The following is a 13,379-nucleotide window of genomic DNA, read 5'->3' as shown; positions in this document are numbered from 1 at the left end:
CGAGCGGATCAATCGACTCGAAATAGGATTTTTCCTATGTTGACGGCAAAATCCTACATTGCTAGGAAAAGTCCTTCGAAAGTGGAGGAAGGCGCATGAGCACTGACGACGACGAAAGCGGCGACGATGGCACTCGCTCGCGGCTTGTTGCGCTTGCCTCCGGGCGGGGGGTCAGCCTTGCGTCGCTGTCCGCGCTGATCGGCCGCAACCAGACCTATCTGCAGCAGTTCGTCCGCAAGGGTAGCCCACGGAAGCTTGAAGAAAACGACCGGCGGACGCTCGCGGAGTTCTTCGGCGTGCCCGAGAGTGATCTTGGTGCGCCGTCGCGCGGCAGTGCACTGGTTGTCGGGCAAGGCCGCGGCATCGTTGTCCCGACGACTCGCGCTGCGCTTGCCGAATGGGCCGATATTCCGCGCCTGCCGCTAGGAGCTTCGGCTGGCCCCGGGGCTCTGCCGGCAGAGGAAATTCCCTCCGGCCGGCTACGTTTTTCCCATCGCTGGTTGAAAGGGCAGGGGTTGGAACCGGCCATGCTCTCGGTCATCGAGGTGGAGGGCGACTCGATGGAGCCGACCTTGCGCGATGGAGACGAGATCCTCGTCGACCGCACGGCCCGCCCCATGCGGGCGGGCATCCACGTCATCCGGCTCGACGATATGCTGCTGGTGAAGCGGCTCGAGCCGGGGCCAGGGGGCATCCTGCGGGTCATTTCTGACAATGGCGCCTATCCCCGGATCGAACGGCCAGCGCACGAAGTGGAGATCGTTGGCCGCGTGGTCTGGAAAGGGGGGCGGCTCTAGGGGCGATGCGTCCTGCGCAGAAGCGGGTAGGGGGGCGATTGAGCACCAACGATGCCCGGGGCAGGAATTGTTCGGCCTTCGCGCCAATGCAGGCGCGGTCTTCCTGCATAGGGAAGTGATGCGTCGCATCGACGGATGAAGCCCAGCTTCCGACGACCCGGCCGCCAACCGCAGATGGTGGAGATGCGGATTGAAAGCATGTACCCAGGCTGATGCGCCGCACTTACCAATGCAATTGCCGGGGCATTGCAATTGCCGGTCCATGCCTCCAAATCGCGAGCATGACACAGCAAGCAGCCGAACCGCCATTCCGCGTGGCGATCATTCCCGTCACGCCGCTCGAACAGAACTGCACGCTCGTGTGGTGCACGAAGACGATGAAGGGCGCGTTCATCGATGCCGGTGGCGATCTCGAAAAGCTGCGCAAGGCCGTCGAGAAGACCGGCGTGACGATCGAGAAACTGCTCGTAACTCACGGCCATATCGACCACTGCGGCATGACGGGCATTCTGGCCAAGGAACTCGGCGTACCCATCGAAGGCCCGCACGAGGCTGACCGCTTCTGGATTTCCCGCCTCGACGAGGATGGGCGCCGCTGGGGCATCACCGGCGAGGTGTTCGAGCCTACGCGCTGGTTGTCCGATGGGGACAAGGTGACGGTCGGCGAGGTCGAACTCGACGTGATCCACTGCCCCGGTCACACCCCGGGCCATGTCGTTTTTCATTATGCGCCCTCGCGCGTGGCGATCGTGGGCGACGTTCTCTTCCAGGGATCAATTGGCCGCACCGACTTCCCCATGGGAAATCACCAGGACCTGATCGATTCGATCACCGGAAAACTGTGGCCGCTCGGCAACGATGTCACTTTCGTTCCGGGGCATGGCCCCAACAGCACGTTTGGTCGTGAGCGCCAGACCAATGCCTATGTCAGCGATTATGCGCTGAGCTGAGCCTTTTCTTTCTCGGGCGCAGAGGGTGTGGGAAGGCAGGGCGAACCATGCCTTCCCGCACCGATCACATGTCCAGCGCGATCGACACCGCCCATACGCCCAGGCCCAACTGGGTCAGCATGGTGATCAGCGTTCCGACGCCGCGCAGGAAGCCCAGCGGCCCGCCATCCATGCCCACACCATGTCCGATGCGGCCGAGCATATAGAGTCCGGCTGCTCCCAGCAGGAATGGATTGCCGGTCCGCGCCAGCTCGATCGCGGCGACCAATACCAGCACGATGGGCGTGTTCTCGACGAAGTTGGCCTGCGCGCGCATCCTGCACACGAGATCGGGATCGCCGCCGTCGCCGATGCTGATCTTCCGCGATGTGCGGATCATGCCGATGCGTATCGACAGCCAGATGTTGATTGCGGCCGCCGCGGCGGCCGCGCACAGCGTTATGGGCAGAATCGTCATGCCTTCAGGTACTCCCCCTATCGTATGGTCCGTCCTTGGGATCCGGCAGGATTGGTAGCGCGGCCAAGCTTGCAAAGCATTAGAAAATCCGTATAGGCGCGCCTTCGCCCGCGGTTGGCGAATCCCGTTCCTGTTGCGCTAGTCGCTGCGTGCGGGTCCTGTTTGCAACAGGGCTTGTGCGATGGACAGGTTTTCCCTATCGCGCCCGCAACAAACGTACGCAATTCAGGAACAGGTGCCGAAATGGCCGTCCCCAAAAGAAAGACTTCGCCCTCCCGCCGGGGCATGCGCCGCAGCCATGACGCGCTGAGCGCCGAAGCATTCCACGAATGCTCGAACTGCGGTGAACTCAAGCGTCCGCACATGCTGTGCAACGCCTGCGGTCACTACAACGGTCGCGAAGTCATCGCCGTCGGGCTCTGAGCCTGTAAGCGGGGGGAATCGGGATCATGAGCCTGCCGCGTATCGCCGTCGATGCGATGGGCGGCGATGAGGGCGTGCGCGTTATGGTCGAAGGCGCGGCGCTTGCCCGTCGTCGTCATGACCGCTTCAAGTTCCTGCTTGTCGGGGATGAAGCGCGCATAAAGCAGGCTCTCGAAAACCACCCGAACCTGCGCGGGGCGTCGGAGATTCTCCACGCCCCTGACATCGTCTCCGGCGACGAAAAGCCGACCCAGGCGCTGCGCCGTGCCAAGACCACCTCGATGGGCATGGCGATCAACGCCGTGAAGCGGGGTGAGGCCGGGGCCGCGGTCAGCGCGGGCAACACCGGCGCGCTCATGGCCATGGCCAAGCTCGCGCTGCGCACACTGCCGGGGATCGACCGTCCCGCCCTGTCGGCGCTTCTGCCGACGCTCGGCGACAACGATCTGGTGATGCTCGATCTCGGTGCCAATACCGAGTGCGACGCCCGCAACCTCGTCCAGTTCGCGATCATGGGTGCGGCATATGCCCGCATCGTGAATGGCCTCGACGCGCCGCGCGTCCGTCTGCTCAACATCGGGACGGAAGAGACCAAGGGCACCGATTCGCTGCGTGACGCGGCCACCGAGCTCAAGGCCCTGGCCGGTGACCTGGCGCTGTCCTTCGACGGCTTCACCGAAGCCGACAAGCTCTCGCGCGGAGACGTCGATGTCGTGGTGACCGACGGATTCTCCGGCAACATCGCCCTCAAGTCGATGGAAGGCGCGGCGCGTTTCGTTGCCGACCTTCTGCGTCGCAGCTTTTCCTCGTCCTTGCGCTCGAAGCTCGGCTTCCTGATTTCGCGCCCGGCGACTGAACTGCTCAAGCATCACCTCGACCCCAACAACCACAACGGTGCGGTCTTCCTTGGCCTCAACGGGATCGTGGTGAAGAGCCATGGCGGCGCCTCGGCACTTGGCGTTGCCAACGCCGTTGCCGTGACGGCGCGCCTGCTGGAGGAAAACCTGACCGAACGCATCAAGGCCGACCTTGCCCGCGTGGGCGCGGAGGCTATTCGCACCTCGGGCCGCAGCGGAGGGAAGTCGAAGTCTTCCGCCGCCCGCGAGGATGGCGCGGCATGAGCGTGCGGTCCGTAATCCGTGGCAGCGGTTCGGCCCTGCCGCGTCGCGCGGTATCGAATGCCGAAATGACCACCATGGTCGACACGACCGATGAATGGATCGTCGAGCGCACCGGTATCCGCAACCGCTACATCGCGGGCGAAGGTGAAACCACCTCGACGCTTGCCACCGAAGCGGCGCGCAAGGCGCTCGAAGCCGCCGGCGTAGACGCCTCGCGCATCGACCTTATCGTTCTGGCAACGGCGACGCCCGACCAGACCTTCCCGGCGACCGCAACGATCGTCCAGCACAACCTCGGGTGCAACGGCGGCATCGCCTTTGACGTGGCGGCGGTCTGCTCGGGCTTCCTTTATGCGCTCGCCACTGCGGATTCGATGATCCGTTCCGGCATGGCGCGCTGCGCGCTGGTGATCGGCGCCGAGACCATGAGCCGGCTGCTCGACTGGGAAGATCGCACGACCTGCGTCCTTTTCGGCGATGGTGCCGGTGCGGTCGTGCTTGAAGCTGTCGATGTCGACGAAACGGACCCGAAGGCGCCCGGCATTCTGGCAACGCGCCTCCACGCCGACGGCGCGCACAACGAGCTGCTCTATGTCGATGGCGGTCCCTCCACGACGGGGACGGTCGGCAAGCTGCGCATGAAGGGCCGTGAGGTCTTCCGTCACGCCGTCACCAACCTTGCGAATGTCCTGAAGGAAGTTCTTGAGACGACGGGGCATGACGCGGAAGAAATCGATTGGGTCGTACCACATCAGGCGAACTTCCGCATTCTCGACGCTACCGCGCGCAAGCTCGATCTTCCCGCGGACAAGGTGATCGTCACGGTCGACCATCACGCCAACACCAGTGCTGCCTCGGTTCCGCTCGCCTATGACACCGCTGTGCGGGACGGGCGGATCAAGCCCGGCGACCTCGTCATGTTCGAGGCGATGGGCGGTGGATTCACCTGGGGCGCCAGTTTGGCCCGGGTGTGAACCGTTCCATCCCGGAATGGACGCATTCTAATCCTTTGTCCCCAAGGCATTGCATTGCGTTCCGTAGAAACACCGTTATTCTCGGACGCCTTGGTAGGTCCTATTGGGGGAACGAGGGGGATGCGTTCAATTGGTACCCTGACACGAGCCGACCTGGCGGAAAGCATCAACCGCCGCGTCGGACTGTCTCGTGCGGATTCGCTGGAAATGGTCGAATCCATTTTGCAGCACATGTGCGATGCTCTGGCGGATGGCCAGAACGTCAAGATTTCAGGCTTCGGCACCTTCCTGCTGCGCGACAAGGCGGAGCGGATCGGGCGCAATCCCAAGACCGGCATCGAGGTTCCAATCACCCCGCGCCGTGTCCTGAGCTTCCGCGCCAGTCAGATGCTGAAGGACCGTATCGGCCAGGCGTGAGATCGCCGGCATGAATGCACCGCTTCTTCCCGACATGGGGGATGGCAAGGACCCCGGCGCCTTCCGCACCATAGGTGAGGTGGCAAAGACGCTGGGTATCCGCCAGCATGTCCTCCGGTATTGGGAAGAACAGTTTCCGATGCTCCGTCCGCTCACCAGAGCGGGCGGGCGTCGTTACTATCGTCCCGAAGACATTGCCCTGATCGCCGAGATCGACCGCCTCCTGAACCGGGAAGGCTACACGATCCGCGGCGCCAAGCAGGCGCTCAAGGTTCGCGGCAAGCGGGCTGGTACTGCGGTGCGTGAAGACGCGGTCGAACTGACCTCCTCAGCTTCCGGTGTCGCCGTGCAAGCTGTCGCTGGGCTTGTCCAATCATTGGCGGCAACCGACTTCGCATCGTTGGCAGCTGAACTGGGCGGCATCCGGGAACGTCTCGCGGTCGCAATCGAGGACGACGCGGGTTAATCTACCAGCACCGGTCCCAACGTGGGGTCGAGGTCGCGTGGACGTTTCAGTTCGACCAGTCGTCCGCAGCGATCCGCGACGTCGGACCACCGGTCAATGTCCAGTTCAAGTACCGCGAATGTTGCGGTAGGGAACTTCTGTTCGACTACGTCGCGCAATGGGCTGCTGCCATCGTCGGGCACTAGGTCGAAGATCAGGTCCTCCAGACCCGGGTTATGCCCGACCATGAGCACGCTTGCAGGATCGCCGCTGATTTCCTTGAGCAAGTCGACCAGCGTTGCCGAACTTGCCAGATAGATCCGCCGGTCCCACTCGACCTTGAACGTGCAGCCCCAGGCCTTGCTCGCTTCCTCCACGGTCTCCGCGGCCCGTACCGCGGGCGAGGCAATCATCCTGTCGAAACTGCGTCCGGTCGACTTGATGTAGGCGCCCATTGCGCGCGCGCCCCGTTGCCCGCGCTCGTTCAGCGGACGGTCGAAGTCCCGTGCACGCGCATCGCTCCAGTCCGATTTGGCGTGGCGGAACAGGGCGAGCGTCTTCACGAAATTCCCTCGGTCGGCGTTGTTGCCGGTGCAGTTGAACCAGAAACACCGGCCACGATGCTTTGTAAAGCGGCATCCAGCGTCACCCTTCTGATCGGCGTACCGGCTGGAAACGCACTGAGAAGCCGGGACGGGAACGCCGCCGAAAGCACGACGAAATGGCCCTTGTCACCGGCTGAACGGATCAGGCGTCCGAACGCCTGCGCCAGCCGGGCACGAATGATGCGGTCGTCGTGCGCCTGTCCACCGCCGGCGAGCCGGCGAGCGCGGTGGAGAATCGAAGGCTTTGGCCATGGCACCTGCTCCATCACCACCAGGCGCAAGGAGTGTCCCGGCACGTCCACGCCGTCACGCAGGGCGTCGGTGCCGAGCAAGGACGCGCGCGGATCGTCGCGAAAGATATCGACCAGCGTGCCCGTGTCGATCGGGTCGACGTGCTGCGCGAACAGCGGAAGACCGCCACGCGCCAGCCGGTCCGCGATCCGGCTGTAGACTGCTCGCAACCGCCGGATTGCCGTGAACAGGCCGAGCGCGCCGCCACCCGATGCCTCGATCAACCTGCCGTACGCCGCCGCGAGCGCCGGAATGTCGCCTTTGGGCACGTCCGTCACGATCAGCACTTCGGCCTGGTTGGCGTAGTCGAACGGGCTGTCCGCGCCGAACAGGCGCGGGGCAAGGTCCAGGTGCTGCGCGCCGCTGCGCTCCACCGCGCTCGTCCAGTCGTCGCCGTCGCGCAGGGTTGCCGAGGTCATCATCACGCCGTGCGCGGGGGCGAGCACCGTTTCGGCAAAGGGTTTCATCGGGTCGAGGTAATGGCGGTGCAGGCCCACGTCCCATTCGCGTCCGTCTGACCGTTCCACCGCGAGCCAGTCGACAAAATCGGGATCCCCGGGCCCGCCCAGTCGCGCCAGCATGGCGATCCATCCCGCGACGAGGTCGGTGCGCCAGCCGATGGCGCCGCGCGCGCCTTCGATGCGTGCGCGAGCAGGGCCGTCGAGCCAGTCCGGACCGTCCTCGACGATCGCCTCGAGCCTGAGCCCCAGGCGTACCAGCGGCTTGCGCAGGGCCTCGAGCGCTTCCTGGGCGGCTCCGGCCACTTCGACAAAGGCGCCGTCAAGCTGCGCGATCTCCGTCTCGAGGCCATAGCCCGCCTCCTGTCCGCCGCTTTCATCGCGCGAATAGGTGAGTGCGCGTGCAGCGCTGAGCAGTTGCTCGATGGGGCCGCTGGGAGTCCCTTCCACTACGCGCGCCAGCCAGCCTTCCGAAGGAAGCGCCTCGGCCGCCTCTATCGCGCGGGCAATCGCTTTCGCCCCTTCCTCGTCGTAGGAAGCCACATCCGCGAGGCGCGCCGAAAGCCCGCGCCGCCGCCCGCGCGACTTGCCTTCAGGCCCGATGACCCAACGGCGAAGCTCGATCGTCTCGGCCCCGGTCAGGGCTGCCGAAAAGGTCGAATCCGCAGCCTCGAACACATGATGCCCTTCGTCGAAAACGATCCGCGTCGGGCGTTGTGCGGCGTCCCTGCCGCGCGCGGCGTTGACCATGACCAGCGCATGGTTGGCGATCACAAGTTCTGCGTCGGCAGAGGCGCGGGCTGCGCGCTCGATGAAGCACTTCCGGTAGTGCGGGCAGCCCGCATAGACGCATTCGCCGCGCTGGTCGGTGAGCGCCGTGATGCCGCGCTTGCGGAATAGCGTGCCGAGCCAGCCGGGAAGGTCGCCGCCTATTATGTCGCCGTCCTGGCTGTAGGCGGCCCAGCGCGCGACAAGCTGGGCAAGGATTGCGGCGCGGCCGCCAAATCCCCCTTGCAGCGCGTCTTCCAGGTTCAGGAGGCAGAGGTAGTTCTCGCGTCCCTTGCGCACCACCACCGGCGGCTTGCCGTTCCGCAACGCGGGAAACGCGCGTCTGCTCTCGCGCCGCAATTGCCGTTGCAGTGCCTTGGTATAGGTGGAAACCCAGACTGTACCGCCGGATCCCTCCGCCCAGAGCGATGCCGGGGCAAGGTAGCCGAATGTCTTGCCAGTCCCTGTTCCGGCCTGCGCCAGCACCACGTGGGGGCGGCGCTCGGCCAGGCGTGGGGCGAACATTCTTGCCGCTTCCCGGGCGTAGGCCTGCTGTGCCGGACGCGCTTCCGCGCCCGCGCCGGTCAGTTCCGCGAGCCGTGAAACCACCGCGTCTTCGCCCAGCAGCACTTGCGCCGGCTGGGGGCGATCCGCTGTTTCCTCCCACTCCGGCAGGCGCGTGAAGAGCCAGCGTTCCGCGCGCTTTGGCTTCTCGATCCGTGGCGTGAGCAAGGTCGCCCAAGGCCAGCGCATGCGCACCAGCGATTGAAGTGCGGTCCATGCGCCTTCACGCTCGGCCCAGTCCTCTCGCTCGCAGGTCGCCAGTAGAGCCTCTGCCGCTTCCTGCAGAAGCTGCGGGACCTTGTCGTCATCGGCAGGCGCGTCCAGTCCCAACGCATGGGCAAGGCCCTTAGGCGTGGGAACCATGAACCGCGCCGGATGGATGAACGCGAACAGTTCCAGCAGATCCAGCCCCGAAAGATCCGGGTAGCCCAGTCGGCTGGCGATGAGCGGTGCATTGAGCATCAGCAGCGGTGTGTCCGCCGCTGCCACGATCGCCTCGCCCTTGCCGACGCCACGCGTGGCGAAGCCATCGCGCAGCCAGCAACCGCCGTGGCTCGCGTGAATCGCTGGCAGGGAAAGGGCCGGGTGGTCCGTCACGGTCCAGCGTTAGAACAGGAATGGAACACGGGGCAAGCCCGGCAGGAGTGGAAATCCGATCCCTGCACCTCGGTTAACCACCGCCCTTAAACCCCGCCTGCTGCGACCGTCCTTCCCAACAGCAATCGAAACCGGAGCCTTCCAACTCTTGCTCCGGCCCATAGTGGAGAATGGGAAATGGCAGTCATCAACACCAATATCAGCGCGATCCGCGCGACGAATGCTTCGAACTCGGCGAACAAGATGCTCGGCACGGCCATGGAGCGCCTGTCGACCGGCAAGCGCATCAACGGCGCGAAGGACGATGCAGCGGGCCTCGCGATCACCACGACCATGACCTCGCAGATCCGCGGCATGAACCAGGGTGTCCGCAATGCCAACGATGGCATCAGCCTTGCGCAGACCGCGGACGGCGCACTCAACGAAGTGACCGCCATGCTGCAGCGCATCCGCGAACTTGCCGTTCAGGCGAAGTCGGGCACCTATCAGCAGTCCGACCGGGACGCGATGCAGTCGGAAGTCGCAAACCTCACGCAGCAGATCAGCGACGTCTTCAACAACGTCAAGTTCAACGGAAATCAGGTCTTCAGCGTGTCCGACGGCACTGGCGGCACTGGCGACCCGACTGACTACTCCGAAGACAACGTATCGATCGACGATGCCGAATTCGTGATCCAGACCGGCGCCGAGATCGACAACACCGTCACCCTCGTCAGCAAGGCCTTCGATGGCGCGAAGCTGTTCGGCGTGATTTCGGATGGCGGCGCCAACGATGGCCTGGCCATGACGGTCTACGACGACTCCACCTATGACGACGACAGCGATACAACGACTCCCGAGGTCCCCGTCGTGACGCAGGCCCTCGACGTCTCGACCAGTGCCAATGCCTCGACGACTATCGAAAACGTCGATTCGGTGCTGGCCAGCATCAATTCCACCCGTGCCGGGCTGGGTGCGGGCCAGAACCGCCTGGAATCGGTGATCAACAATCTCAACGACAACGTCACCAATCTGTCCGACGCCCGGTCGCGGATCATGGACACCGACTATTCGGCCGAAACGACCGCGATGGCCAAGGCCCAGATTCTCAGCCAGGCTTCGACGGCGATGATCGCCCAGGCCAATCAGGCCCAGCAGAACGTGCTTTCGCTTCTGAAGTAAGCCTCCCTCAGAAGCCTCCACGGAAGGGCGGATGTCGCGTGAGCGTGGCATCTGCCCTTTCGGCGTGAACGCATGTCCCGGACATGCCGCACCCGACGACGAACGCCAGGGAAGGGGGTGGCACCCGCCGGCCCCGTTTTCGCTTGCGAAAGCCGCCCCTCCGCGCAAAAGGGCGGGCACCATGACAGACGAGATCCGCACCGCCGCCCAGACGTCGAAGGCCTGGCCCTTCGAGGAAGCCCGCAAGCTCATCAAGCGGTTTCCCGGCGGCAAACGCGATGCGTCGGGCAATCTCGTCCCCGTGCTTTTCGAAACCGGATATGGTCCTTCGGGCCTGCCGCACATCGGCACTTTCCAGGAAGTCCTGCGGACCACGCTTGTCCGCCGCGCCTACGAGGTGCTGACCGGTGGCCATCCCACGCGGCTGGTCGCCTTTTCGGACGACATGGACGGCCTGCGCAAGGTGCCGGACAACGTGCCGAACAAGGCGTTGCTCGAAGCACACCTCGGCCATCCGCTCAGCCGCATTCCAGATCCTTTCGAGAAGTTTGAAAGCTTCGCCCACCACAACAACGCGATGCTGCGTGACTTCCTCGATCGCTTCGGCTTCGACTACGAATTCGTCTCCGCTTCGGATCGCTACAATTCTGGTGCGTTCGACGATGCGCTGAAGAACGTTCTGCGCAACTGGCAGGCGATCATGGACATCATGCTCCCGACCCTGCGCGAGGAGCGTCGCAAGACCTACTCGCCGGTCCTGCCGGTCTCCCCGACGACGGGCGAGGTGTTGCAGGTTGCGGTTGAAGTGGTCGATGCCGAAGCCGGCATCGTGCGCTTTGTCGACAGCAACGGCGAAACCGTCGAGCACACCATTCTCGGCGGCTGGTCCAAGCTGCAATGGAAGGTCGACTGGGCAATGCGCTGGGTCGCGCTTGGTGTCGACTACGAAATGTGCGGCAAGGACCTCACCGACAGCGTCACCCAGTCGGGCAAGATTGCCCGCGTCCTCGGCGGGCAGCGTCCCGAAGGGCTGATCTACGAACTCTTCCTCGACGAGAAGGGCGAGAAGATCTCCAAGTCCAAGGGCAACGGCCTGACGATCGAGCAGTGGCTGGAATACGGCAGCGAGGAATCGCTCGGTTTCTACCTGTTCCGCGAACCCAAGAGCGCCAAGTCGCTTCACGTCGGGATCATCCCGCGCGCGGTCGACGAATACTGGCAGTTCCGCGAGAAGCTGCCGACACAGCCGGTCGAGCAGCAACTTGGCAATCCTGTCTGGCACCTCCTGCGCGCCAATGGCTATCAGGGCGGCGACGGCGAGAAGTTGCCGGTTACCTATGGCCTTCTGCTCAACCTCGTTGGCGTGCTCGGCGCGCAGGCGACGCGCGATCAGGTCTGGTCCTACCTTGGCAATTATGTCGAGAACGCTGATCCTGCCGCGCACCCGGCACTCGACGGTCTGGTCACTCGCGCGCTCGCCTACAACCGCGATTTCATCGCGCCCACGCTCCTGCGCCGCAAGCCGGAAGCGAACGAGCTTCTGGCGCTTTCCGCGCTGGACGAGGAACTTGCCGGGACGTCCGACGACGCTACCGCCGAGGAACTCCAGAACATCGTCTACGAAATCGGCAAGGACCCGCACTACGGGTTCGAGCAGCTCCGGGACTGGTTCAAGTGCCTTTACGAAACCCTGCTCGGTTCCAGCGCGGGGCCGCGGATGGGCAGCTTCATCGCGCTCTATGGCGTTGCCAACACGCGCAAGCTGATTGCCGAGGCGCTCGACTGAGCGCTCAGTCCAGAATGATGTGAGGCACGAAGCGGGCGCGGTTGCCGGTGATCAGGCCATCCTCGCGGATGCCCAGGCCGGCCGCCTCGCCCGCTACGATCCAGCTTCCCAGTACCGGATATCCGCGCCCGAAATCCTTGAGCGGATAGCGCTGCTGGTAGACCATGCGGCTTGCATCGTAGCTTCCGTGCGATCTGGCGAGGATCTTGCCATGCGAAACCACTTCTATGTTCGCACCCTCGCGCGCGAGCACCGGCTTCGCCACGAAATCCGGCCCCACCGCGCCCGGGATCAGCGACGCCGGTAAAAGGTTGGGGTGGTCCGGAAACAGGTCCCACAGGACCGCGAGAACCGCCTTGTTGCTCCACAGCATCTTCCAGACGGGTTCCAGCCATATGGTCTCGGCCATTCGCGGGAGGATCGCCTGGCCGAATTCCTCCGCCGCCAGCCATTCCCACGGATAGAGCTTGAACAGGGCAGTGATCCGGTAATCGTCCTGGTCCAGGACGTGGCCATTGGCATCCAGCCCGATCTGTTCGATCAGGAGCCCGCGTGTCTCCAGACCGGCCTGTTCCGCCAGATCGCGCAGATAGGTGGTCGTCATCGTGTCTTCGTGGGCGTGGTCGGCAACGTGGGTGAACCACACGCGTCGCCCGGGCATGGCGCCCGAGATCGCCTGCCATCGGGCCAGCAGCTTTTCGTGCAGGCTGTTGAACTGGTCGCGGTCCGGAAAACGCTCCTCCTTCCAGTACCACTGGATGATCGATGCCTCGAGGAGCGATGTCGGCGTATCGCAGTTGTATTCCAGCAGCCGTGGCTGTCCGGTGCCGTCCCAGGCGAAATCGAACCGTCCGAAATCCAGCGCCGGGCCGCGCCGCTGCCACGCCTCGCGGACCGCGCGGTGATAGGTCCCTGGAATGCCGCACGATGCCATGAGCAAGTCGTCGCGCACGATCGCATCCCCGGCTTCAAGATAAAGCCGGTGCACTTCTTCGGTCGCCGTCTCGAGCGTTTCGACCTGCTCCATCGAGAGCGCATATGCCGCGCTCTCGTCCCAGTAGGGACCGTCCGCGTCGCTATGCCAGAGCAGGCCCAGTTCGGCGACGGACGCCTGCCAGCCGGGGCGGGGCTCAAGCGTCAGGCGCTGCACGGTTCAGGACCAACTGCCGCCGAAGAACTTGCCCTTGGACCCGAAGCCGCCCCTCGCCACCGGCTTGCTGCGCACCATGTTCGCCGAAGCGGGCGCCTGCGCATATGTTGCGCCCTTGGTCGGGAAGTAGCTGCCCTTGTAGCCATAGCTGGGATCCCGGACCGGATCGCCGTAGTAAGGCACGCGGTTGCCGCGGTTGACGTAGTACCAGAAGTGCGAACCGCCGACCCTTCCGCCGCGGCGCTCGTCGCAGTTGTCGTCAATCACGCGGCGGCCGTCCTGGTCCACGCAGACCGCGGTGTCCCGGTCCGCGACGACGCCGTCGTCCCATTCGTTGCCGCCGGAACAGCCGGCCAGAGTGGCCGCCATCGCGGTCGTCAAGGCCAGGTTCTTCTTCATCGCGGGGTCCTTCCGG

Annotated in this window: 14 protein-coding genes; 9 read left to right on the top strand and 5 right to left on the bottom strand. The window is 64.5% G+C overall.

The window, feature by feature from the left end; translation table 11 throughout:
• Positions 1–95 precede the first annotated feature (95 nt).
• Together SARO_RS11930 and SARO_RS11925 are read left to right on the top strand one after the other, a co-directional pair.
• Positions 96–797: a S24 family peptidase gene (locus SARO_RS11930; protein WP_011446013.1), complete on the top strand. Its 702-nt coding sequence runs from the start codon at positions 96–98 to the stop codon at positions 795–797.
• A 281-nt stretch (positions 798–1,078) separates the two neighbouring features.
• The gene (locus tag SARO_RS11925; protein ID WP_041550318.1) at positions 1,079–1,747 is read left to right on the top strand and encodes an MBL fold metallo-hydrolase; all 669 of its coding nucleotides are present in this window, start codon (positions 1,079–1,081) and stop codon (positions 1,745–1,747) included.
• Positions 1,748–1,811: 64 nt separating this feature from the next.
• On the opposite strand, the gene SARO_RS11920 is transcribed toward SARO_RS11925, so the two are convergent.
• Positions 1,812–2,204, bottom strand: coding sequence for an MAPEG family protein (locus SARO_RS11920; RefSeq protein ID WP_011446011.1), 393 nt, complete (start codon positions 2,202–2,204; stop codon positions 1,812–1,814).
• 243 nt (positions 2,205–2,447) lie between these two features.
• Here SARO_RS11920 and rpmF point away from each other — a divergent pair, with 243 nt between their 5' ends.
• The 5 genes from rpmF (at position 2,448) to SARO_RS11895 (ending at position 5,605) form a co-directional block, all read left to right on the top strand.
• Positions 2,448–2,627 (top strand): 50S ribosomal protein L32, encoded by a 180-nt coding sequence (gene rpmF, locus SARO_RS11915; RefSeq protein WP_011446010.1) that lies wholly within the window; start codon positions 2,448–2,450, stop codon positions 2,625–2,627.
• A 26-nt stretch (positions 2,628–2,653) separates the two neighbouring features.
• A complete protein-coding gene (plsX, locus tag SARO_RS11910; RefSeq protein ID WP_011446009.1) occupies positions 2,654–3,748 on the top strand; it encodes a phosphate acyltransferase PlsX in 1,095 nt (364 codons plus the stop codon).
• The gene (locus tag SARO_RS11905) at positions 3,745–4,722 is read left to right on the top strand and encodes a beta-ketoacyl-ACP synthase III (protein ID WP_011446008.1); all 978 of its coding nucleotides are present in this window, start codon (positions 3,745–3,747) and stop codon (positions 4,720–4,722) included. Before plsX ends, SARO_RS11905 begins: the two co-directional genes overlap by 4 nt.
• Positions 4,723–4,842: 120 nt before the next feature.
• Positions 4,843–5,139 (top strand): integration host factor subunit alpha, encoded by a 297-nt coding sequence (locus tag SARO_RS11900; protein ID WP_011446007.1) that lies wholly within the window; start codon positions 4,843–4,845, stop codon positions 5,137–5,139.
• Between the two features lie 10 nt (positions 5,140–5,149).
• A complete protein-coding gene (locus tag SARO_RS11895; RefSeq protein ID WP_011446006.1) occupies positions 5,150–5,605 on the top strand; it encodes a MerR family transcriptional regulator in 456 nt (151 codons plus the stop codon).
• Here SARO_RS11895 and SARO_RS11890 read toward each other — a convergent pair.
• On the bottom strand, positions 5,602–6,147 hold the full coding sequence (locus tag SARO_RS11890; RefSeq protein ID WP_011446005.1) for a SixA phosphatase family protein: 546 nt from the start codon (positions 6,145–6,147) through the stop codon (positions 5,602–5,604). The two genes, SARO_RS11895 and SARO_RS11890, sit on opposite strands and share 4 nt — an antisense overlap.
• Positions 6,144–8,867: an ATP-dependent DNA helicase gene (locus SARO_RS11885; protein ID WP_011446004.1), complete on the bottom strand. Its 2,724-nt coding sequence runs from the start codon at positions 8,865–8,867 to the stop codon at positions 6,144–6,146. Before SARO_RS11885 ends, SARO_RS11890 begins: the two co-directional genes overlap by 4 nt.
• Positions 8,868–9,044: 177 nt before the next feature.
• Here SARO_RS11885 and SARO_RS11880 point away from each other — a divergent pair, with 177 nt between their 5' ends.
• Both SARO_RS11880 and SARO_RS11875 read left to right on the top strand, forming a co-directional pair.
• Complete coding sequence (locus SARO_RS11880; protein ID WP_011446003.1) at positions 9,045–10,028, top strand: flagellin; 984 nt, start codon at positions 9,045–9,047, stop codon at positions 10,026–10,028.
• A 181-nt stretch (positions 10,029–10,209) separates the two neighbouring features.
• Complete coding sequence (locus SARO_RS11875; protein WP_011446002.1) at positions 10,210–11,814, top strand: lysine--tRNA ligase; 1,605 nt, start codon at positions 10,210–10,212, stop codon at positions 11,812–11,814.
• 4 nt (positions 11,815–11,818) lie between these two features.
• Here the strand turns inward: SARO_RS11875 and SARO_RS11870 are convergent, their stop codons facing one another.
• The gene (locus tag SARO_RS11870; RefSeq protein ID WP_011446001.1) at positions 11,819–12,964 is read right to left on the bottom strand and encodes a glutathionylspermidine synthase family protein; all 1,146 of its coding nucleotides are present in this window, start codon (positions 12,962–12,964) and stop codon (positions 11,819–11,821) included.
• Positions 12,965–12,967: 3 nt separating this feature from the next.
• The gene (locus SARO_RS11865; RefSeq protein ID WP_011446000.1) at positions 12,968–13,363 is read right to left on the bottom strand and encodes a hypothetical protein; all 396 of its coding nucleotides are present in this window, start codon (positions 13,361–13,363) and stop codon (positions 12,968–12,970) included.
• Positions 13,364–13,379 lie beyond the last annotated feature (16 nt).

The sequence above is a fragment of the Novosphingobium aromaticivorans DSM 12444 genome (genome assembly GCF_000013325.1).
GTDB lineage: Bacteria > Pseudomonadota > Alphaproteobacteria > Sphingomonadales > Sphingomonadaceae > Novosphingobium > Novosphingobium aromaticivorans.
The sequence above is the reverse complement of the archived record's forward strand: the minus strand, read 5'-3'. Positions and strand labels throughout refer to the sequence as shown.

Excerpts from the sequence above, each read along its gene's own strand:
- SARO_RS11930 (WP_011446013.1), top strand. The coding sequence starts at position 96 with ATGAGCACTGACGACGACGAAAGCGGCGACGATGGCACTCGCTCGCGG.
- SARO_RS11925 (WP_041550318.1), top strand. The coding sequence starts at position 1,079 with ATGACACAGCAAGCAGCCGAACCGCCATTCCGCGTGGCGATCATTCCC.
- SARO_RS11920 (WP_011446011.1), bottom strand. The coding sequence starts at position 2,204 with ATGACGATTCTGCCCATAACGCTGTGCGCGGCCGCCGCGGCGGCCGCA.
- rpmF (WP_011446010.1), top strand. The coding sequence starts at position 2,448 with ATGGCCGTCCCCAAAAGAAAGACTTCGCCCTCCCGCCGGGGCATGCGC.
- plsX (WP_011446009.1), top strand. The coding sequence starts at position 2,654 with ATGAGCCTGCCGCGTATCGCCGTCGATGCGATGGGCGGCGATGAGGGC.
- SARO_RS11905 (WP_011446008.1), top strand. The coding sequence starts at position 3,745 with ATGAGCGTGCGGTCCGTAATCCGTGGCAGCGGTTCGGCCCTGCCGCGT.
- SARO_RS11900 (WP_011446007.1), top strand. The coding sequence starts at position 4,843 with ATGCGTTCAATTGGTACCCTGACACGAGCCGACCTGGCGGAAAGCATC.
- SARO_RS11895 (WP_011446006.1), top strand. The coding sequence starts at position 5,150 with ATGAATGCACCGCTTCTTCCCGACATGGGGGATGGCAAGGACCCCGGC.
- SARO_RS11880 (WP_011446003.1), top strand. The coding sequence starts at position 9,045 with ATGGCAGTCATCAACACCAATATCAGCGCGATCCGCGCGACGAATGCT.
- SARO_RS11875 (WP_011446002.1), top strand. The coding sequence starts at position 10,210 with ATGACAGACGAGATCCGCACCGCCGCCCAGACGTCGAAGGCCTGGCCC.
- SARO_RS11865 (WP_011446000.1), bottom strand. The coding sequence starts at position 13,363 with ATGAAGAAGAACCTGGCCTTGACGACCGCGATGGCGGCCACTCTGGCC.